General features: G+C 68.7%; 17 protein-coding genes and 1 pseudogene. 10 read left to right on the top strand and 8 right to left on the bottom strand.

The window, feature by feature from the left end; all coding sequences use genetic code 11:
• Positions 1-9: 9 nt before the first annotated feature.
• A complete protein-coding gene (locus tag AC31A1_RS08415; protein ID WP_489652630.1) occupies positions 10-411 on the top strand; it encodes an ATP-binding protein in 402 nt (133 codons plus the stop codon).
• 890 nt (positions 412-1,301) lie between these two features.
• Here the strand turns inward: AC31A1_RS08415 and AC31A1_RS08410 are convergent.
• On the bottom strand, positions 1,302-3,968 hold the full coding sequence (locus AC31A1_RS08410; protein WP_489652629.1) for a family 78 glycoside hydrolase catalytic domain: 2,667 nt from the start codon (positions 3,966-3,968) through the stop codon (positions 1,302-1,304).
• A gap of 155 nt (positions 3,969-4,123) precedes the next feature.
• On the bottom strand, positions 4,124-5,197 hold the full coding sequence (locus AC31A1_RS08405; RefSeq protein ID WP_489652628.1) for a LacI family DNA-binding transcriptional regulator: 1,074 nt from the start codon (positions 5,195-5,197) through the stop codon (positions 4,124-4,126).
• 412 nt (positions 5,198-5,609) lie between these two features.
• Here AC31A1_RS08405 and AC31A1_RS08400 point away from each other — a divergent pair, with 412 nt between their 5' ends.
• The 8 genes from AC31A1_RS08400 (at position 5,610) to AC31A1_RS08365 (ending at position 15,020) form a co-directional block, all read left to right on the top strand.
• A complete protein-coding gene (locus tag AC31A1_RS08400; protein WP_489652627.1) occupies positions 5,610-6,941 on the top strand; it encodes an ABC transporter substrate-binding protein in 1,332 nt (443 codons plus the stop codon).
• The gene (locus AC31A1_RS08395) at positions 6,941-7,846 is read left to right on the top strand and encodes a carbohydrate ABC transporter permease (RefSeq protein ID WP_489652626.1); all 906 of its coding nucleotides are present in this window, start codon (positions 6,941-6,943) and stop codon (positions 7,844-7,846) included. Before AC31A1_RS08400 ends, AC31A1_RS08395 begins: the two co-directional genes overlap by 1 nt.
• 98 nt (positions 7,847-7,944) lie before the next feature.
• On the top strand, positions 7,945-8,745 hold the full coding sequence (locus AC31A1_RS08390) for a carbohydrate ABC transporter permease (protein WP_489652625.1): 801 nt from the start codon (positions 7,945-7,947) through the stop codon (positions 8,743-8,745).
• 28 nt (positions 8,746-8,773) lie between these two features.
• Entirely contained in the window at positions 8,774-10,666 is a 1,893-nt protein-coding gene (locus tag AC31A1_RS08385) for a TolB-like translocation protein (protein ID WP_489652624.1), read from the top strand.
• A gap of 67 nt (positions 10,667-10,733) precedes the next feature.
• On the top strand, positions 10,734-12,884 hold the full coding sequence (locus tag AC31A1_RS08380) for a beta-galactosidase (RefSeq protein WP_489652623.1): 2,151 nt from the start codon (positions 10,734-10,736) through the stop codon (positions 12,882-12,884).
• Between the two features lie 95 nt (positions 12,885-12,979).
• Positions 12,980-14,395: a glycoside hydrolase family 5 protein gene (locus tag AC31A1_RS08375; protein WP_489652622.1), complete on the top strand. Its 1,416-nt coding sequence runs from the start codon at positions 12,980-12,982 to the stop codon at positions 14,393-14,395.
• A 120-nt stretch (positions 14,396-14,515) separates the two neighbouring features.
• Positions 14,516-14,734: a hypothetical protein gene (locus tag AC31A1_RS08370; protein ID WP_489652621.1), complete on the top strand. Its 219-nt coding sequence runs from the start codon at positions 14,516-14,518 to the stop codon at positions 14,732-14,734.
• A 115-nt stretch (positions 14,735-14,849) separates the two neighbouring features.
• Positions 14,850-15,020: a tautomerase family protein gene (locus AC31A1_RS08365; RefSeq protein ID WP_489652620.1), complete on the top strand. Its 171-nt coding sequence runs from the start codon at positions 14,850-14,852 to the stop codon at positions 15,018-15,020.
• 579 nt (positions 15,021-15,599) lie between these two features.
• On the opposite strand, the gene AC31A1_RS08360 is transcribed toward AC31A1_RS08365, so the two are convergent.
• Positions 15,600-15,731 (bottom strand): hypothetical protein, encoded by a 132-nt coding sequence (locus AC31A1_RS08360; RefSeq protein ID WP_489652619.1) that lies wholly within the window; start codon positions 15,729-15,731, stop codon positions 15,600-15,602.
• A gap of 292 nt (positions 15,732-16,023) precedes the next feature.
• On the opposite strand from AC31A1_RS08360, the gene AC31A1_RS08355 reads away from it, so the two are divergent.
• Positions 16,024-16,287 (top strand): 2Fe-2S iron-sulfur cluster-binding protein, encoded by a 264-nt coding sequence (locus AC31A1_RS08355; protein WP_489652618.1) that lies wholly within the window; start codon positions 16,024-16,026, stop codon positions 16,285-16,287.
• Here the strand turns inward: AC31A1_RS08355 and AC31A1_RS08350 are convergent.
• From AC31A1_RS08350 to AC31A1_RS08330, 5 genes and pseudogenes are all read right to left on the bottom strand, one after another.
• Complete coding sequence (locus tag AC31A1_RS08350) at positions 16,172-16,468, bottom strand: hypothetical protein (RefSeq protein WP_489652638.1); 297 nt, start codon at positions 16,466-16,468, stop codon at positions 16,172-16,174. The two genes, AC31A1_RS08355 and AC31A1_RS08350, sit on opposite strands and share 116 nt — an antisense overlap.
• 118 nt (positions 16,469-16,586) lie before the next feature.
• The gene (locus AC31A1_RS08345) at positions 16,587-17,354 is read right to left on the bottom strand and encodes a carboxymuconolactone decarboxylase family protein (protein WP_489652617.1); all 768 of its coding nucleotides are present in this window, start codon (positions 17,352-17,354) and stop codon (positions 16,587-16,589) included.
• 34 nt (positions 17,355-17,388) lie between these two features.
• Positions 17,389-18,864 carry an aldehyde dehydrogenase family protein gene (locus tag AC31A1_RS08340; RefSeq protein WP_489652616.1) on the bottom strand — a complete coding sequence of 492 codons (1,476 nt, stop codon included), beginning with the start codon at positions 18,862-18,864 and terminating at the stop codon, positions 17,389-17,391.
• A 38-nt stretch (positions 18,865-18,902) separates the two neighbouring features.
• A complete protein-coding gene (locus AC31A1_RS08335) occupies positions 18,903-19,751 on the bottom strand; it encodes an NAD(P)-dependent oxidoreductase (RefSeq protein WP_489652615.1) in 849 nt (282 codons plus the stop codon).
• A pseudogene (locus AC31A1_RS08330) lies at positions 19,748-19,935 on the bottom strand (SDR family oxidoreductase); the annotation flags it as partial. The gene AC31A1_RS08335 and the pseudogene AC31A1_RS08330, both read right to left, overlap by 4 nt.

The raw sequence follows: 19,935 nt of genomic DNA, 5'->3' as shown, positions 1-19,935 counted from the left end.
CTCGGAGACATGCTGATCCACCGTGATGTGGTGCTCGACGGATTCGATGCTCCGCAGCATGCCGCCCGTACCGTCGTGGCCGACGTCCTCGACGGCAAGGCAGAGGATCAGCTCTCGACGCCATGCTGGTGGCCAGCGAGCTCATCACCAACGCCATCCAGCACAGCAGCGGTGCGGTCCTTAGAGGTCTACGAGTTCGGTGCGGCGTTGTTCGTCGTCGACCGCAGGGCCGACATCACTGCCGTCCCTGTCCAGCCTTCGTACTCATCTGTTGACGAAGGGACGGTGGCTGCAAGCGGTCACAGCCTGTTCATCGTGGACCGCCTCGCCAGTGCCCGGTCGGCCGAGGAGACCGAGAACGGAAAGATCGTCATCGCCCTACTCACCCTTCCGGCAGGCCCTCGCCGATGACCGCTCCCGACCTCACGCGACGCCATCCCGGCCGAGGACTCTTCGCCATCCGCTCGGCGTCAACTGCGGAGCCAGAGGGCGAGCGCTCCCGGAGCGGTCGGGGCAGGGTGAACTGCGGTGGGCCTCTCAAGTCCGTCGTCGGGCTGACGGTGCGATGTGGGTGACTTCGGCGGCGGACTCGAGTTCCTGCGTGAGGCGCTGGTTATCCACGGTGACTTGCTGGATGCGTGCGGCGGCAAGCGCGAAGAGGGCGGTGAGTTCCTTGTTGCTTCGATCTGTTCCTTGCGCTGGAGGAGTCGGTGGCGCATCAGCGGCGGGCCTGCGTAAGGCGTTGGTCGATAGGGTCGATCTCTCGGTTCCAGGTCCCGATGTTCTGAGCGGGCAGGGCGACATTGCGGCAGTCCAGGGGCTGGCACTGGGAGTGATCGCCGAGCCCGGCGAAGGCTTCTTCCCGGGCTCGTTCGCGCAGGGCTCTTGCCGGATCGTGGACGCAGGTGATGTACGTACCGGGGGTAGACGGCGGGGTCGTTGCACTTCATGATCAGTTCTGGCGGCAGGGGTCACGCGGTGCAATGCGCTCACGCTTCGCACTGATACAGGTACGCCCGGCCGGAGTCGCGATCCGCCGCCTGGTCCGGCAGGCCGAAGCCGACACCGATGCGGGCTGGGACGATGTCCTGCCCCAGGTTCAGCTCCTGGTCGAGTGGCCGGCCACGGCAAGGTCCCCAGGCAGCCCGCCATTGTCCGCGACCTCGCCAGCCACAGACTCCTGCGCCCCCGCATCCTCGGCGGCGCCATCAACGAGTACCGGCACGCCGCTTGAACTGCGGCGATGGCTTTCCGACCCTACAAGGTCCCCACGCCCCTCACGGAGCGTGGTACCCGCGCCTTCACCGCGCGCCCACGCTCCGCCACGCCGTGAACCGGCCCGGGCCCACCCTCAGTTCTTGCCCCTCAGAGAAGACCACGGTGGCAGTGGAGTTGGGGGGGACGTCGACGGTGATGTGCAGTTCGTCGCCCTCGGTGCGCCACTCGACCGCGATAATGCCCCGTGGGCTGTCGAAAGTGCCCCGCGCCCAGTCGACCGACGTATGGCGTACAGGGGCGACGACGAACCGTTCCCAGGCCACCGAGTCCTCGGCTTGCCGCAGTCCGAGGGTGTGAGTGTGCAGGAAGTTGACAACGGCGCCCTTGCTGTAGTGGTTGAGCGAGTCGTGCGCGTCGCCGTTCTCGTCGATGCCCTCCCAGTCCTCCCACATCGTGGTGGCGCCGCGGTCGAGCATGGCCAGCCAGGACGGCGCAGTGCGCTGGAGCAGTACCTCGTAGGCGAGGCCGGCGTGGCCGGTGTCGGCGAGAAGGGGCAGCAGGTCGGCGGTGGAAAGGAAGCCGGTGCCCAAATGCGTCCCGGCGGCGCGGATGAGGACCACCAGACGCTCGACGGCCGCGTCACGCAGCTTCTCGGGCACCAGTCCGAAGGTGAGGGCGCGAACGTAGCCGGCCTGGGTGTCTGTGGTGGTCCGGCCCGTGTCGTCGAGGAACTCCGTGCGCCAGGCGTCCTTGATCTGTTGCGCCAGCTCCGTGTAGCGGGCGGCCTCGGCGCCACGGCCCAGGAGGGTGGCTACCTCGGCGAGGATGGAGGTGGAGCGGTACAGGAAGGCCGTGCCCACCTCACCCTTGTCGGTGCTCATCCAGCCGTCCGGGCCGTCCTCCACCGGCTCGATCAGCGAGCCGTCCTCTGCGCGGAGTTTCGGCTCGCCCCACTCGCCCCAGTGGAAGGAGCCGTCCCAGACGAACTCCTCGTGTGGCAGGGGCTGGGCCGAGCGGGCCACTCGGGAGGGGTGGCGGGCGGTGCGCGCGGTGGTCAGTGCCCATTCGACCCAGCGGACCATCGCGTCCCAGTTCTCGGCGAGCGCCCGGCTGTCGCCGTAGGTCTCGTACAGCACCCAGGGCACAAGCACGATGGCGTCGCCCCAGCCGGCGGAGCCCGTCATCATGTCCAGCCGCCGGTCGGTGCGGAGTTTGGCGCGTCGTCCGTCGGGGGAGAAGTTGGCGATGCGACCGTCGTCAAGTTGGTCATCGCGGACCGAGCGGAGCCACTTGCGGCTGAAGCCGGACACGTCGTAGAGGCGTGCGGCGCTGGGCGCGAAGATCTGGTAGTCGCCGGTCCAGCCGATGCACTCGCGGGTGGGGCAGTCGGTGGGCACGTCAACGGCGTTGCCGCGGAAGCTCCAGCGGACGACCTCGTGCAGACGGTTGAGGTCCTCGTTGCCGCAGGTGAAGGTGCCCGCGGGCCGCAGTTCGGTGTGGACCACCCGCATGGTGAGGCTGGAGGCGTCCAGCGGGACGTCGCCGCGCTCCAGCCGGGCGTACCGGAATCCGTGCACGGTGTGGCGGGGCTCGAAGGTCTCGTCGGGTGCCCCGGAGGAGACGACCTCGTCGTGCTGGACGAAGACGGTCACCGGATCGCCGGGGCGCTGGATGTCCAGGTGGGAGGTGGTCAGGTCCCCGGTGGCGGGGTCGAGGTGCTCGCCATGGTCGATCAGAGTCCGGGTGCCGGCCGGGCCGAGGTCGGTGAGGACGAGCCAGCCGGAGGCGTTCTGGCCGAAGTCGGCGATCCAGGCGCCGTCCGGCAGCCGGGTGAGCGAGACGACGGGGCGGTCCTCGACGCGGCGCACGGGCGGGGCCGGGGACCAGTCGACCGGGGGCGCCGTGACGGCGTCGACGAGGACGGGCCGCTCAGGGCCTCGGGGGACGAGGAAGTCGGTGATCTGGCCGTCCCTCAGGTCGGCGCGGGTGACAGGGCCCCGGGCGGAGGTCCAGTGCTCGTCGGTGCGTACGACCCTGCGCGTCCCGTCGGCGTACTCCAGATGCAACTCCAGCCGGGCGGCGAGGAGTTCCCCCCAGCCTGCCGGTTTACGGAAGGCGCCGACCTGGCCGCGGTACCAGCCGTCGGACAGCACGATCTCGACGGTGTTGACACCGGGGCGGACGGACGTGGTGACGTCGGCGGCCTGGGCGTAGAGAGTGCGGTCGTACGAGGTCGAGCCGGGCGCGAGCTCGACGGTGCCCGCGCGGTCGCCGTTGACGAACGCCTCGTACACGCCCAGAGCCGTGGAGTACAGGCGGGCGCGGACCACCTCGGCGGTGGTGAAGGTGGAGCGCAGCACGTGTGTCGGGCGGGTCCCGGGCGCGCGGCGCGCGTCCTCCGGATCGTCCGCGGGCGTGATCCAGTGTGCCGTCCAGTCCTCGTCGAGGACCCCGGCCTCGAAGCCGTGCCAGGCGCTCCACTGCGATAGCTCCAGGTCGGCGTGCGTTCGGACGCGCCATCGCACGCGCTCGCCACTGCACAGCGGGCGGGCCGGCCAGTCGACGAACAGGTGGTCGCTGACGCGCTCCGTCTGCGGCGAGCGCCCGTCGACGTGGATCTCCAGTTCGTGGCCGGCACTCGCGGGCATGTCCCCCGAAGGCTTCCACGACAGTCGCGGGCGGCTTCCGGAGACCGGGAACTGGTCGCCACCGAAGTCGATCGTGAGGTCGTACGGAGCGAGCATGGCCATCGACGCCCTCGCCTCCCCTTCCGTGTGGGTCAGTTGGTTGTTTCAGTACCGGTGCCGGACGAGCGCGCGGGGCGCTCTCGGTCCGCGAGGGCGTGCGGCTGCAGGGAGCGCCTTCCGCCGCGTCCCGGATGTTCAGGCGTGCATGACGTGTGGGTTCAGAAGGTGACACCGGTTTCGGTCTGCCCGGCGCCATCAAGGTCGGTATCGGCGGGGACCGGTGCGGTCGAGTCCCGGAGCACCAGACTCGTGGCCAGCTCGACGTGGTGGGAATCGATCTCCTCCGCGGAAGCCAGACGAAGAGCGGTCCGCAGGGCGACGCCACCCATCTCGTTGATGGGTTGGTGAACGGTGCTCAGCGGCGGCGAGGTGACCCGGGCCAGCGGCGTGTCGTCGAAGCCGACGACGCTGAGGTCCTCCGGGACGCGCAGGCCCCGCAGCCGGGCGGCCTCGATGACTCCGGCGGCCAGCTCGTCGCAGGCGGCGAACACCGCGGTGGGCGCGGGGTCGGCGGCCAGCAGTCGCTTGCCGTGCTCGACGCCCTCCGCAGTGTGAAAACTGCCGGCATGCCGGATCAGTTCGCCCAGTACGGGCACGCCGGCCGCCTCCATGGCGCTGCGGAATCCGTGCAGTCGGGCCTGGTTGGAGCTGGCGTCCTCCTTGCCGCCGAGGTAGGCGATGCGGCGGTGGCCGAGGGAGAGCAGATGCGTGGTGGCGGCACGGCCGCCGGCGAAGTAGGTCGAACCGACGCTGACGATCGAAGGGTCGGGCACCTCCGGGTCGAGCAGCACGAGCGGCAGGCGAACCCGGCTCAGGGCTTCGACCATCGGAGGGGACAAGGTGTTGGCGGTGACGGCGATGACCGCGCGTCGGCCGGCGGCGGCCAGATTGTGCGCCCACCCGGCGGGGTCGGCAGCCGGATCACGATCGCTCCGTCTGCTGACCACCACGCCGATGCCCTCCCGGACCCCGGCATCCACCACGGCTTGGACCATGGCGGTGCAGTAGATGCTCAACTCCTCGAAGCCGAAGAACAGCTCGACGGTGGGGTGCGAGCGCAGGTCGTCCCGGTTCCCACCGTAGTTGTGCTGACGCATCAGCTCCAGCACCGCGTCACGGGTCTGCTGGGCGACATCAGGGCGCCCGTTGACGACCTTGGAGACAGTGGCGACCGAGACGCCGGCGTACTCGGCGATCTGCGCCAGTGTCACACGGTTGGAAGCGGATGCCATGGGTCCCCTTTGGCGACGGTGCCGGTCTGGGCGTTCCTTGCCCTGAACACACTAGCACCGAAATATTTTTCGTAGAGATTTCGGGCCCTTCAGGTGGGCAAACCCGGCCGAAACAAGGTCGATACAAGGGGTTGACGAAGGTCATCGACATGCTTAGCGTTCACGTTCAGCAGGATTCACGGAAAGCAATTTCGAGCTGCTTGGCCGCGAATTTTCGGAGCACTTCCGGCTGACGCGACCCCATTCGAACTTGGGCAGCACGGTGAGCACCTGGCACCCGCCCCGGTCTTTCTCTGCAGCAGCAGCCCGCCTTCTGGTCAGGTCACCCTGCTCAAGGACCTGCAGATCCCGCCGGCCTCGATCGTCCGGCGCCTCGACACCATCGTCACCGACCCATGGAGGAGGACTCGCGATGAGGCGAGACCACACCGCGGAGGCTGTTTCGCCGACCACCGCCACATTCCTGTCCCGGCGCGGTTTCCTCGGCGCCGTTGGCGGCGGGCTGGCCGCCACCACGCTGGCCGCCTGCGGGTCGGGCGGTGGCAGTACGGGAAGCAGCTCCGAGATCGTGTTCATGAACCAGTCCCGCGGACAGGCAGCAGCGCTCGGGCAGCTGGCGCAGAAGTACACGCAGCAGACCGGCGTGAAGATCAAGGTCGACAACGTCGGACCGGCCGACTTCCTGACCAAGCTCCAGTCAAGCTCCCAGTCCCGCGACATGCCGGACATCTACTCGGCGATGGACTCCTTCTCCATGGCGCCCTACTACAAGGCCGGTTGGGCCATGGACTTGAGCGACCGGATGAAGGGCAGCTGGGGAGACACCTTCCGGCCCGCCACGATCAAGGCGTCGACGTTCGCAGCGGACAATTCACAGGGCGTGAAGCCAGGCATCTACAGCGCCCACTGGGAGGCCCCGGCCCTGGGGATCTTCATCAACGCCGCGATGTTCAAGGCCGCCGGCCTCGACCCGGACAAGCCGGCCGCCACCATGAGCGAGTTCATCGACCAACTGGTGAAGATCAAGAGGTCCGGGAAGGACCCCTTCTGGTTCGCGGCCAGCAACTCCAACCAGCTGGTCCAGTCCTACGCCTCCAACTACTTCACCGACGAGGAGCTGAACGCCACCTTCCTCGGCAAGTCCAGCTGGAAGAGCGACGGCTGGCGCAAGAGCCTGCAGATCCTGGTCGACCTGCGGGACGCCGGTGTCATCTCCACGGGCTCGATTCCCTCGGGCAACAGCGACAACCCGAACGTGGAGAAGGCATTCTTCAACACCCAGGGCGTCGCGGCCATCTTCGACGGCACCTCCGCCGTCGGTGTGGCCCGCGCGACCGCCCCGGACTTCACGGACTTCCGCTCTCTCGCGGTCCCCAAGGCCGACGACGGCACGCAGACGCCGCGCCTGGTGGGCGGTACGGCCAAGGGAGCCGCGATCAACCCCAGGAGCAAGAACGCGGCCAAGGCCCTCAAGTTCGTCCAGTGGCTGACCGAGCCGGCCCAGCAGCAGGTCTTCGCCGAAAAGGTTCCCCTCATCCCCTCCGCGCGCACGGTGTCCGAGAAGAACATTCCGCAGCAGCTGGCGGGTATCGCCGCGAAGATCTCCGACGTCCAACTCGTCCAGAACCAGATGAAAGTGCAGGTCATCACCGCCCTGCAGAAGGGCGCTCAGGCCATCGTGCTCAAGGAGCGCACGGTCGACCAGGTCCTCGGTGATCTCGACGCGGCGCAGCGGAGCGCCTAGTGAGGCGCCGCACCAGGATGCTGGCCGCCGGTGTCTTCCTGGCGCCGGCGCTGGCCATGATCGCCATGTTCACGGTCGTCCCTTTCGTTCAGGGCATCCTGCTGAGCTTCCAGTCCTGGGACGGGGTGAGTCTGGACGCGCCCTACGTCGGGCTCGCCAACTACCGCTTCGTCCTGCACGACACCGAGTTCTGGGGCTCGATGAAGAACGCCGTCGTCTTCGGCGTCGTCGGTCTGGTCGTCGCCAACGCGGTGTCGATGGTCATGGCGCTGGCCGTGCACCGCGCCCGCCGCGGGGCGGCGTTCTTCCGCACCGTCTACTACCTGCCCGGGGTGTTCTCCACGGTGGTGGTGGGCGTGATGTTCGCGTGGTTCCTCGACCCGAAGATAGGGGTCGTCAATCAGGCTCTGAAGGCGGCAGGACTCGCCGGTCTCCAGCACAACTGGCTGGGTGACCCCAAGACGGCCCTGATCGCGGTCGCCGTCGTGTTCGTCTGGTACCACTGGGGCTTCGCCTTCATCCTCTTCCTCGCCGGCCGGCAGGACGTGCCCCAGGAACTGTACGAGGCCGCGTCGCTGGACGGGGCCCGCGGCTGGGCCCAGTTCCGCTATGTCACCTGGCCCTCGATGTCCCACGTCACCGGCATCGTCAGCGTGCTGACCCTGCTGAGCGGCCTGCAGATCTTCGGCACCGTCCAGGTGCTGACCAACGGGGGCCCCGCCGGTCATACCGAGGTCCCCACTCTCGACATCTACCAACAAGCCTTCCAGTACAGCGAGTACGGTCGCGCGGCCGCCATGTCGGTCATCTTTGGGGTGTGCCTGATCGTCCTCGCCTGCGTCCAGCTGTGGGTCTCCCGCAGGCTCGGTGGACGCACGGGCTCGCGGGCGGAGAAGGGAAGTTGACGGTGAACACGCTTGTCGACACGGCACGGGGAACGAAGACATCGCCGGTGCCGACGCCCAGCACACAACGCCGTGGCGCCCGCTTGCGCGGACCACGCATGGCCCTGTACGCCCTGCTGATCGTCGGAGCGCTGGAAGCACTGGTGCCGGTGCTCTGGATACTAAGCGGATCCCTGCAGAGCGCCGAGCAATTGTACAAGGGAACCGACCCCATCCCTCACCCCTTCGAATGGGGCAACTTCGCCACCGCGTGGAACGAGGGCGGCTTCAGCCAGTACCTACCCAACAGCCTCCTCTACACCGCGGCCTCGGTCGCCGGGATCCTGGTCATCGCGAGCCTGGCCGGGTACGCCCTGGCCCGCATCGAGTTCCCCGGACGAGGTGCCGTGGTGGGCGCCATCCTCGTCATCATGATCATCCCTCTGCCGGCCTCGTTCATCGCCCAGTACAAGTTGCTGATCACGCTCGGGCTCGCCAACACCCGCATCGGCTACATCCTCGTACTCATCGCCGGCGGGCTGCCGATCTCCATCCTGATCATGCGCGGGTTCTTCGCCAGCCAGCCCAAGGAACTGGAGGAAGCCGCCGCCATCGACGGTGCCTCCCTGCTCGGCACCTTCTGGCGGATCATCCTCCCGCTGGCCCGGCCCGGCCTGGTCGCGGTGGCGGTCATCCAGGCCATGGGGGTCTGGAACGAGTACCTCATGGGACTGGTGCTGTTCAACGACAGCTCGCTGATGCCCGTGCAGCGCGGGCTCACCAACTTCGTCTCGGCGGAGTCCCCGCAACAACAGATCCTGCTCGCCGCCTCGCTCATCGCGGTGCTACCGATCGTCGTCTTCTACGCGATCGCCCAGCGCCACATCATCAGCGGGCTCTCGGCGGGTGCGCTCAAGTGATCACGCAACGACCAATGAGGAACCTGCCATGATCATGCGAGTCCCACGCACACGTTCCAGCCTCGCGAGAGGCACCGCGGCCGCCACCCTGGCACTCGCCGCGGCCCTGTCCTGCACCCAACTCCCGGCAGCCGCCCAGACATCCACGGACACGTCCCCCGTGACACAGCCGCGGGTCGACATCAAGGAGCTGCCGGTCCCACCGACCGTCCCGCAGGACGGTCTGTGCACCCACCCCACCGGCTGCGTGTCGGCCGACTGGAGCGGCATCGGCACACCCGGCCCCGCCAGGGACTCGAGGTATGTACTCCTGGGCATCACCTACGCCGGGGCACCGGACTCAGGACCGGCCAGTGTCTACCGCGGCAATCAGGTCCTGGCGGTCCGCACCGACGGCACCACCTTCCCGAACGGCGAAGCATGGAAGTGCATCACCTGCGGGGTGTCGCTCGGTTCCGACATCGACACGAGCCAGCTCGTGTACCCGCCTGCGAACGAGCTGCCCGACCGCAGGCACGTTCTGGTCAGCAACGGCATCCTGGAGTGCGGTGCCGACGGAGCCGAGTACGCCGTCACCAACCCCCGCTGCACCCCCGCCAACACCCGCGTGACCCCCATCTATTGGAATGGCAAGCCACTCTTCAAACCCGACAGCAGCGGCATCAACAACGGCCGTGAGTGGCGACTGAGCCCCGACGGCGTACATCTGGTCTGGGACGTCCTGGACTTCAGGGCCCTCGCCGAGATCCCGTACGTAGGTCGGCTCGCGTACGACAAGGAGAACCGGCGCTACGAGCTCATCAAGACCTCGGTCCTGGTGAACCCCTCACCGGCGTACCAGCCCCTGGTCGTCGAGGGCGGAGACCAACTGCGCCTCAACCACGCCGGCATGATCGGTGAGCCGCGCGGTTTCACCAGTGACGGGCGGGCCATCCTCGGCATCCAGAGCCTGAACTCCGACAGCATGGACGCCTGGGCCACCAACCTGGCCACCGGCGCCTCCCGATCCCTCACGCAACAGGCCCACTACACCGACCCCATGGCGATGTCCCCCGACGGCAAATGGCTGCTCGCCGACGAGGTCAACGGCTCAGGACGCCTCGACTTCATCTCCGGCATGCCGGGCATCCCCCCTCTCACCGCACAGGCGGGCACCGCTCCGTACGTCTCCGGGATCCGCAACAACGGCAACCGCCGCTTCTTCTCCCCCTGGCTCGTCGACGCAAGGACCGGCCGCGGCGTCCAGATCAACGCCGGATCCGACCCCAACTGGAACGCAGCCGCCGACCCAGTGTGGCTGGCCGACAGCACGGCCGTCGTCTACACCGAGAACCTGGCCTGCGGCGCCAATCCGACACCGCACCGCTGCACCGACTCCACAGAATCCGGGGGCCGCAACAGCCGGCTGATGATCGCCCGCTTCCCTGACCTCAAACCCAGCACGCCCGTGACTCCCGCACCGGTCTCCGACAAGACCTGGGGCCAGCCGTACGACCCGGACAAAGCTCCGCAGCAGCCGAACCCGCTGCCGACCGGCGCGTACACCCTGCGCGGAAAGACCCAGGGTTCAGCCACGATACACATCACCAACAACAGCGCCGGCACCCAGACCCTCAGCGTCGCCGTCGAATACCGCGGTTACAGCGACGACGGCACGAACATCATCAACGGCACCGAGAAAGTGGAGCACGTCTCCAACACGGCCCTCGGCTGCACACCGGATACCGCTTCGGCACTCGCCTGCGTCACCTGGACCGAGGACCTGACGCTGTCCGGCCGGCACACCGGCACCAAACGCACCGGTCCCGGAGGTTTCACCCTCGGCCCGGCCGCGATGCTCAGGAACGACTTCCAGGCCGTCGGCACGCTCACCACGAGCATCGACGGGACCACCTACAGCCAGCCGGCCAACGGCAGCTGATCCGGGGGGCAGCAGGTCTTCCCCGCCGCCCCCATGCACCCAACTCTGCCTTCAGGAGGCCCACTTCATGGCGGACCTGCCCGCCCGCGTTCTCTTCGGCGCCGCGTATTACCACGAGTACCGGCCACCCTACGGCACCGAACAAGCCGAGGAGCAGCTCAAGAAAGACCTCGCCCTGATGGCCGAGGCACACTTCACCGTCATCCGGGTCGGCGAGTCGGTCTGGTCGACCTGGGAGCCGGAGAACGGAACGTTCGACCTCGGCTGGCTCCAGCCCGTCCTAGACGGTGCCCGAGAGCGCGGGATCTCCGTCATCCTGGGCACGCCGACCTATGCGGTCCCGCCGTGGCTGGCCCGGCAGTACCCGGAGATCTGCGGCGAACGGACCACCGGGCAGCGCATTGGCTGGGGAGCCCGTCAGGAGGTCGACTACACCCACCCCGCCTTCCTCTTCCACGCCGAACGCGTCATCCGCCGCATCCTTGACCGTTACGCCCGCCACCCCGCGGTCATCGGCTTCCAGGTGGACAACGAGCCCGGCCTGGAGCTCTTCCACAATCACGGTGTCTTCCAGCGCTTCACCGACCACCTGCGCCGCAAGTACGGCAACGTGGAGACCCTCAACCAGGAGTGGGGTCTGGTCTACTGGTCGCACCGCCTGACCACGTGGGCCGACCTGTGGACGCCGGACGGCAACGCCCAGCCGCAGTACGACGTCGCCTGGCGGGAGTTCCAGGCCAGGCAGACCACCGAGTTCATCGCCTGGCAGGCGGGCATCACCCGCGAGTACGCCCTCCCCGAGCAGTTCGTCACCACCTGCGTCTCCTATCCCCGCCCGGGGGTGGAGGACCATGCGCTCAACGCGGCCCTGGACATCGCCGCGGGCAACCCGTACTACGCGATGCAGGACGCCCTGGTGCTGCCCGACGAGCGCGAGGCCGAGCACAACAAGACCGCCGGCGCCTGGTCGATCTCCCAGATCGCGGACCGGATGTACTCCTCCCGCCAGGCCCCGTTCCTGGTCACCGAGACCAACGCGGCCACCATCGGCGGCCCCTGGGACAACCGCCCTGCCTACGACGGCCAGTGGCGGCAGGCTGCATGGCTGCTGGTGGCGCGCGGGGCACGGATGATCGAGTACTGGCACTGGCACACCCTGCACTTCGGGGCCGAGACGTACGTGGGCGGCATCCTCCCGCACAGCGGCAGGCCGGGCCGCGTGTACGACGAACTGGCCCGTCTGGGAGGCGAGTTCGAAACCGCGGGCTCGCTGGTCGCCGGCATTGAGCCGGACGCCGACATCACCATGGTGTACTCGACGCCGAGCAAGTGGCTGATGCAGAAGTACCCGCCCCTGGCGAACCAGAACGGCGAACCCGATCCGGCCGCCTACCACGGCATCTTCGATCCCTTCTATCGCGGCACCTTCGAGGCCGGCCGCCAGGTCCGCATGGTGCACGCCCGCCAGCTGCACGATGCCGGCGGCGAAGTCCTCGGCAAGAGCCCCGGGGAGGCCGTGGGCCTCCATCCGGTCCTCGTCGTCCCAGCCCTGCATGTGGCCGCCGACGGGACACTGGACTGGCTCGCGGCCTACGCACACGCAGGCGGCCACCTGGTCCTCGGACCACGGACCGGCTACGCCGACCACGAGGCGCGGGCCCGCCAGGAACCAGCGCCGGGACGACTCACCAAGGCCGCCGGGGTCCAGTACGAGGAGTTCAGCAACCTCGTGCAGGACATCCCGCTGCGCGCGGTGCCCGGCAGCCCGCTGGAGCTGCCGGAGGAGTCGACGGCCACGCGCTGGGTCGACGGACTCACGGTCCTGGATGCCGAGGTGCTCGCAGCGTACGACCACCCGCACTTCGGCCGCTGGCCCGCCGTCACCACCCGCCGCCACGGCGCCGGCCGGGTCACCTGCGTCGGCACGGTCCCCGGCCGCGACCTCGCCAGGGCGCTCGCCACCTGGCTGGCACCCGCCCCTAGCAGCGGCTGGCAGAACCTGCCGCCGTCGGTCACCGCCACCACCGGGACCTCGCCCGACGGCCGCCGCGTCCACGTCGTCCACAACTGGAGCTGGGACCCCACGCACGTCACGGCACCGGTGGCGCTCTCCGACGTGCTCGACGGCACCTCCGCGGCCGCCGGCACAGCACTGCGCCTCGGGGCCTGGGACGTACGGATCTTCGTCACCGCTGGCGACGAGACGCCCTCAGCCTGAGGTAGCTGCACCTCTTCACGCCCCTCCCCTAGCCGGGGCCGAGGTCGGCGTCGATGAAACCCCGCCCGTCACCGGACCACGAAGGGACCGTCTGAATGGCCTCCGCGCTCTCCACTCCGCCCTCCCACCGCAATCTTCCTGACCCCCTGCTGAAGGTCTCCGGCACCCGGCTCGAAACCCGGGACGGCACCCCGGTCCGGCTCCGTGGCGCCGGACTCGGCGGCTGGATGAACATGGAGAACTTCATCACCGGCTACCCCTCCAATGAATCCGCCATGCGTTCCGCGGTACGGGAGGTCCTGGGCGAGCGCCGGTATCAGCTGTTCTTCGACCGGCTGCTGACCGTCTTCTTCGACGAGGCCGACGCCGCGCTGCTCGCCTCCAAAGGCGTCAACTGCCTGCGCCTGCCGGTGAACTACCGCCACTTCGAGGACGACGCCCACCCGCTGCAGATCCGCGAGGAAGGCTTCGCACAGCTCGACCGCGTGGTGCAACTGTGCGGACGGCACGGCATCTACACCGTCATCGACCTGCACTCGCTGCCCGGCGCCCAGAACCACCAATGGCATTCCGACAACCCCACCCACCTGCCGTCCTTTTGGGACCACCGGCACTTCCAGGACCGGGTCGTGCACCTGTGGGAGGTCATCGCCGAACGGTACAAGGACAACCCGTGGGTGGCGGGATACAACCCGATCAACGAGCCCGCCGACGAGTTCGGGCACGTGCTGTCCGCCTTCTACGACCGCCTCGTCGCAGCCATTCGCTCGATCGATCCGCACCACATCCTCTTCCTCGACGGCAATCGCTACTCCACCGAGTTCGACCTCTTCGGCGAACCCATCGAGAACACCGTCTACACCTGCCACGACTACGCGCGCGCCGGCTTCGCCCGCACTGGCGGCTACCCCGGTCACACGCACGGGATCTGGGTCGACAAGGGGCACGTCGAGGACGTCTTCCTGCGCCGCACCGCGTACATGCGCAAGACCGGCACTCCCATCTGGATCGGCGAGTTCGGCCCGGTGTACACCGGCGACCCGGTGCGGGACGAACAGTGCGGGCGGTTGCTCGCCGACCAGTTGGAGATCTACCGTCGGCACGAGGCCAGTTGGTCGATCTGGACGTACAAGGACGTCGGCCTCCAAGGGCTTGTCCACCTTGCCCAGGGCAGCCCGTACCAGCACCATTTCGCCGAGTTCATGGCCAAGAAACACCGCCTGGGCGCAGAGGCCTGGAGTTCCCCGGACGGCGACATCCGCGAGGCGGCCAAGCCGCTCGAACAGCTTGTCGCCGACGAGTTCCCGGGCTTCTCTCCGTACCCGTTCGGTACCCGCCAGTGGATCGAGATCATCGTCCGTCACATCCTGCTCGGCCAGCCGCTCGTCCAGGAGTACGCCGAACTCTTCCGAGGCCTCGGTGACGACGACGTGCTCGCACTGGCCGACTCCTTCGCGCTAGAACACTGCGTGCGGCGCGACTGGCTCCTGGACGCGCTCGCGAACGGATGACGCACTACGTTCTCCAAACGTCAGCCATGTGGTAAGAATTTGCTCGGTCACGGCAGGCGGCGGAGATTACGATCCGGCGGCGGGTTCACGGCCGACGGCTACGGCTAGGAGCCCAACTCCATGCTCCACGACTGGACCAAGTTCCCCGACGAGACGGTCCTCTTCGTGGGTCAGGGTCCTCTGGGATTCCTGGACGAGAACGAGAAGATCGGCGCGATCCTCGACTGGGAATACGAGCAAGGAGTTCTCCCATGCCGCTGGTCCGGATCGATCTCGTCTAGGGCCGCGGCAACACACAGGTTTGCGCCGTCGCTGACGCCGTTCACACGGCCGTGGTGAACGTTCTGGAGATCCCCCCGCACGACCGCTTGCAGATTGTCACCGGACACGAGGTGAGCCGGATCATCGCGCCGGACGCCGGCTTGGGCTTCGAGCGCAGTGACAACGGGACGTGATGATCCAGATCCTCACGCACGCCGGGCGCACGACCGAGGTCAAGCAGCGCCTCTATGCCGCCATCGCCACATCGCCGGCACTGATAGGAGTGGCCGACGAGGACGTCTTCATCGGATACGCCGAGAACACCCCCGCCGACCGGTCCTTCGGCTTCGGTCGCGCCCAGTAAATCGAAGGTGACCTTCGCATCCCCGATGTAGCGGCCGCATCCTGACCACCGACTGCCACCCGCCCACGTCCGGCCGGCACCGCGACGAGAGGGCCACCGGGCATAGCCGGCCAACGCATCGCTTCGGCGGACGAGCCGGGAGAGACATGACCTCGAAGATTCCGCGCAGGCGCGGTTGCCGGTAGTTGCATCCGGTGTCGCGCGTCTCGTCGTGGTGAATGCCGTTGCTCAAGAAGAGGCAGGCGTCCGGCATAGGGACACCGCCCGGTTCATCCAGCCCCTTGGGCCTGGCTCTCCTCAGATTCATCCGGTCACCCGCGCCTCTGGACCGACTCGTACAAGACCCTGCGACTGACCTGGTAGACCCCTGCCCCTTGGCGTCCCGATGGTCATCGGGACGCCAAGGGGCAACATGAGCGGCAGCACGAAGTCCTCGACGAACTGACGCCGGTCGTCGCCCTGATCACCCTGCGCCTGACGGATGTGGCGCCCGCGCCACCCTCCCGGCAGCCATCTGGAGGTCACCATGCGGCTTCCGAGTGGCAGCGAGACCCGGTCGACCTCCCTTGCCGATCTCGGTCAGGACGACGGCCTGCTGCGCATCGCCGTGCGTCGACAGCGGGACGGCCGGGACGGATACGTGCGGATGCACTCGTTGAAACCGGCGGCGAACTCGAAGTCCCCGATCCCGTCGAAGAGTTCCCACTCCATCCCGATTCGTCCCCAGCGTGCTGTTCGCCGCCTGAGCCTGGCCCGGGCCGGCGCGTCCGTAGCAGCGACTATCAGATCCTCTACACCGCCCGGTCCCGCGATCGCATGGCGTTCAGGGCGGAGCTGGAGGCTTCCCACGACGACCTGCTGACCCGGGCTGAATCCGCTCAAGAAGGTAGGGACCAGTGAGAGCTCGCCAGCCTGGCAGCAGGACGGACGGCCGCCCGCAGGCCTCCGGTTCGAGACGTTCGGAACCAGCGGCAACCACCCCGCCCGTCCGTGCCAGGCCGCCGTGGAGCGCCAGGGCGTCACGGTTGAAGCCCCGGTCAGCACCAGCATGCTGGACGCGCTGAAGGAGGCGGGTGACGCAATCATGTACGACTGTCTACGCGGCGAATGCGGGCTGTGCCGCGCCGGGATCATGGAGAGACGGTCCGGCATCACCATCGACTGCTGGGTCCCCGAGTCGTGGCGCCGGGCGCTGCGCCGTCTGCGCCCGTTGTCCTGCTTGGGGCAGGCGGAGCAGAAACCCGGGCCTTCGGGACGCAGCTGTTGACCGCGCCCGAGGGGATGTACGGCCGGACCCGCAGCGTTTCGTAGGCGGCTGAGGTCGGCCTGATCCCTGCCAGGCTCTGATAGAACCGGATGGCCACGTTGGAGCGGTAGTGGTGGTTCACCGAGAGGCGGTCGGTCCACTGCTCCCACAGCGAGGTGGCGCCCTTGGCTATCTGGCACACGTAGCCGGGCACGCCGGTCTGGGTGACGGCCCTCGTTCCCCCACCTCACAGGCCTTACACCCGGACGGATACCGGACAGTCCGCGCCGACGCGCAATACCTCGGCCGCAGGGCGCTGGTCAGTCGGGCTTGGACGCCCATGCTGTCTCGGCCGTGTCCGCGAGTGCCTCCCCCTTGGCGAAGCCGTAGTACGCGGCGAACTGCAGCACGATCTCGTCCATCTCCTCCTTGGTGACGTCGCCGGAGTGGAGCGCGGCGGTGACGTGCGAGTGGAGCGGGATGGGCGAGTCGTCGAGCGCGACGCAGGCGACGGTGATGATCCGGCGTTCGCGGCGGGTCAGGCCGGGGCGTTGCCAGACGTGGCCGAAGACGAAGTTCAGGATGCCGGCGTGCCGGTACGGCGAGTTCGCGGGTGGTGCGGGCACGAGGTTGACGTCGATGAACTCCTCGACGCCGCGCTTGATTCGCTCGTCCCAGGCTCCTGACCCGAGCGTGTTGTCGCTCAACTGGGGCCAGGGCGGGGTCTGTTCGCCGCGTTCACGGTGGATACGGTCCCACTGGCGCGCGATGGCACCCTCCAGGTGGGAGGCCTTGGGCCAGCCGCAGTACACCGCGAAGTGCAGGACGAACTCCAGCATGGCCTCCAGCTCGATGTCACCGGACGCGAGCGCCGCGTGGACATGGTCCTCGATGGGCTGCGGGGAGTCGGCGGCGGCCACGCACGTCAGGGTGACCCAGCGGCGGTCGCGGCGGCTCAGGCCGGGGCGTGACCAGACCTCGCCGTAGAGGAAGTCGCGTGAGGCGCGGCCGAACGGAGTGGTTGATGTGGGCGGTTCGTGGTCGGGCAGCACTTCGGTCAATGTCCGTGTCGCGGGAATGTCGTCCATCTCGGCCTCCTGAAGCGGGAGTTCGGGCGCGCGATTAGGCACGGATGAAGACGTTCTTGGTCTGGAGGAACTCGTAGAGGCCCTCTTTGCCGCCTTCGCGGCCGTAGCCGCTCTGCTTGTAGCCGCCGAAGGGGGCGCCCGGCGGCTGGCCCGAGGCGCCGTTGACGAGGACGGTGCCCGACTGAAGCTGCGGGACGAGGCGTTGGACCCTGGACACGTCGTGGGTGTGTACGGCGCTTCCGAGGCCGTAGGGGGTGGAGTTGGCCAGCTCGACCGCCTCGTCCTCGCTCTCGAAGGGGATCAGGGACAGTACGGGGCCGAAGACCTCGTGCTGGCCGACCTCACTGTGCGGGTCGACGTCGGCGAGGACCGTCGGGTCGATGAAGTAGCCGTCGCGGTTGTCCGGGGGCAGCGTCGAGGGGTCGGTCGCGTGGCCGCCGACGACCAACCGGCTGTCCTTGGCCGCGCGTTCGATCATCCCCAGGATGCGTTCGTGGGCCGCTCTGCCGACGACCGGGCCGAGGGCGGTTGCCTGGTCGAAGGGGTCTCCGACGCGCAGTGCGGCGGCTGCCTCGCCGGTTGCGGCGACCACTCTGTCGTACACCTCGCGGTGGATCAGCATGCGGGTGGTGAGGTTGCAGCCCTGGCCGGAGAGGGTGTAGCAGGAGCGGACGGTCTCGGCGACGGCCTCGTCGAGGTCGGCGTCGGGGAAGACGATGTCGGCTGTCTTGCCGCCGAGTTCGAGCAGAACCGGTGTGAGGGTGTGGCGTGCCGCGTCAAGGACCTTCTTGGCGGTGGGGATGCCACCGGTGAAAGTGATCTTCGCGATGTCGGGGTGGCTGACCAGCCGCTCGCCGGCCGACGGGCCGCCGGGCAGGATGTGCAGCACGCCCGGGGGCAGCCCGGCCTCCAGGGCGATCTCGGCGAACCGGGCCACGGTGAAGGGTGCCAGGTCGGGTGACTTGACGACGACGCAGTTGCCCGCCGCGAGCGCGGGGGCGATTTTCATGCCGACCGACATGATCGGACCGTTCCAGGTCAGGATGACGCCGATGACGCCGTACGGCTCGGGGACGGTGTAGTCGAGGCCCGGCACCATGCGCGGGCTGAGAGGGATGGTGGCGCCCTCCAGCTTGTCGGCCCAGCCGGCGTAGTAGCCGAACCAGCCCGCGGACAGGTGGGCCAGCCCCGCCGACGTACGGAAGGGGACGCCGAGTTCGAGGGTGTTCAGCCGGGCGAGTTCGGGCACGCGCTCCAGCATGAGCTCCTCCACGCGTTGGAGGATGCGGCGGCGCTGGTCCGGGGGCACCGCCCGCCACTCGGGGAAGGCCTTCTTCGCCGCGGAAACGGCCGCGTCGACCTCCAGGGGTCCGCTGAGCAGGACGGTGCCGTTGGCGCGGGCGGTCGCGGGGTTGATGTGGTCCGCCTGGCCGACGGAGGTGCGGTCGAGCCAGGTGCCGTCGACGAGGGGGCCGGTGGTGCCGAGGTCGTGGGACAGGGACGTGGTCATGTCGGTGCCGCCTTGGGGTCGTCCGGGTGGGGCGGTGGTCAGGGCGCCGGCCTCTGGCCCAGCGTCGACAGGGTGTGCGTGGTGAGGTCCGCGAGTGTCCGGGGCCGGGGAGCCCGGGCCGTGTCGGCGACGTCGAGCAGGAGGCCGACGTCCTTGCGCAGCAGCGGCAGGGCCCGGCGCAGCCCGTCGGTGTTGAAGCCGGAAGCGGCGAGGATGGCCGCGGCGCGGCTGCCGCCGGTGCCGTGCGCGAGCACCTGTGCGACCGCGGTGCGGTCCATGCCGAGCCCGTCGGCGAGGGAGAAGGTGTCCAACGCCAGGCCGACCTGCGCGGTGAACACGAAGTTGTTGAGCAGCTTGGCGAGTTGGCCGCTGCCCAGCGGTCCGAGGTGGATGACCGGGTCGGCGAAGGTGTCGAACACCGGGCGGCAGCGGGCGACGTCCACTTCCTGGCCACCGGCCATGACCAGGAGCCTGCGATCCGCGGCCGCTGCGCCTCCGCCGCTGACCGGAGCGTCCACCACGGCGATCTCCCGCTTGGCGGCCTCGTCGGCGACGCGTCGGCAGGTGTCGGGGTGGATGGTGGAGTGGAGGGCGACGACCCCGCCGGGAGCCATGCCGGTCAGTACGCCGTCGGGGCGCAGGAGTACGTCCTCGACGTCCGCGTCCGCGACGACGCACAGGCACACGATGTCGCTGGCTGCCCCCAGTTCGGCCGGTGTGGCCGCCACAGTGGCGGCCGTATCGGCGAAGGCGTCCGTGGACGTACGGCGACGCGCCCACAGCGTCAGCGGGAACGACTCCTCGGCGATGCGGCGGGCCATCGGCGCGCCCTGGCTGCCCAGTCCGATGAAGCCGACCCGTGTCCCGGGGGTCCCGGTGCCGGTCACAGCCGGGTGACCCAGCCGCCGTCGACGCTGATGGCCTGGCCGTTGATCCACTCGCCGGCCGGGGAGGCGAGCAACAGCAGTGTGCCGAGCAGGTCTTCGGCGGGTGCGGACTTCTTGCCCGGGATGGCGGCGGTGAGGGCGGCGCGCGCGGGGTGGTCGGCGGGGAGGCTGCGCAGGCCGGGTT

The sequence above is a fragment of the Streptomyces sp. P5F9 genome (genome assembly GCF_057961495.1).
This window is presented reverse-complemented; position numbering and strand designations above follow the sequence as displayed.

What these genes read in the sequence shown, in the direction of transcription:
- AC31A1_RS08415 (WP_489652630.1), top strand. Translation starts at nt 10, where the DNA reads ATGCTGATCCACCGTGATGTGGTGCTCGACGGATTCGATGCTCCGCAG.
- AC31A1_RS08410 (WP_489652629.1), bottom strand. Translation starts at nt 3,968, where the DNA reads ATGGCCATGCTCGCTCCGTACGACCTCACGATCGACTTCGGTGGCGAC.
- AC31A1_RS08405 (WP_489652628.1), bottom strand. Translation starts at nt 5,197, where the DNA reads ATGGCATCCGCTTCCAACCGTGTGACACTGGCGCAGATCGCCGAGTAC.
- AC31A1_RS08400 (WP_489652627.1), top strand. Translation starts at nt 5,610, where the DNA reads ATGAGGCGAGACCACACCGCGGAGGCTGTTTCGCCGACCACCGCCACA.
- AC31A1_RS08390 (WP_489652625.1), top strand. Translation starts at nt 7,945, where the DNA reads ATGGCCCTGTACGCCCTGCTGATCGTCGGAGCGCTGGAAGCACTGGTG.
- AC31A1_RS08385 (WP_489652624.1), top strand. Translation starts at nt 8,774, where the DNA reads ATGATCATGCGAGTCCCACGCACACGTTCCAGCCTCGCGAGAGGCACC.
- AC31A1_RS08380 (WP_489652623.1), top strand. Translation starts at nt 10,734, where the DNA reads ATGGCGGACCTGCCCGCCCGCGTTCTCTTCGGCGCCGCGTATTACCAC.
- AC31A1_RS08375 (WP_489652622.1), top strand. Translation starts at nt 12,980, where the DNA reads ATGGCCTCCGCGCTCTCCACTCCGCCCTCCCACCGCAATCTTCCTGAC.
- AC31A1_RS08370 (WP_489652621.1), top strand. Translation starts at nt 14,516, where the DNA reads ATGCTCCACGACTGGACCAAGTTCCCCGACGAGACGGTCCTCTTCGTG.
- AC31A1_RS08365 (WP_489652620.1), top strand. Translation starts at nt 14,850, where the DNA reads ATGATCCAGATCCTCACGCACGCCGGGCGCACGACCGAGGTCAAGCAG.
- AC31A1_RS08360 (WP_489652619.1), bottom strand. Translation starts at nt 15,731, where the DNA reads ATGGAGTGGGAACTCTTCGACGGGATCGGGGACTTCGAGTTCGCCGCC.
- AC31A1_RS08345 (WP_489652617.1), bottom strand. Translation starts at nt 17,354, where the DNA reads ATGGACGACATTCCCGCGACACGGACATTGACCGAAGTGCTGCCCGAC.
- AC31A1_RS08340 (WP_489652616.1), bottom strand. Translation starts at nt 18,864, where the DNA reads ATGACCACGTCCCTGTCCCACGACCTCGGCACCACCGGCCCCCTCGTC.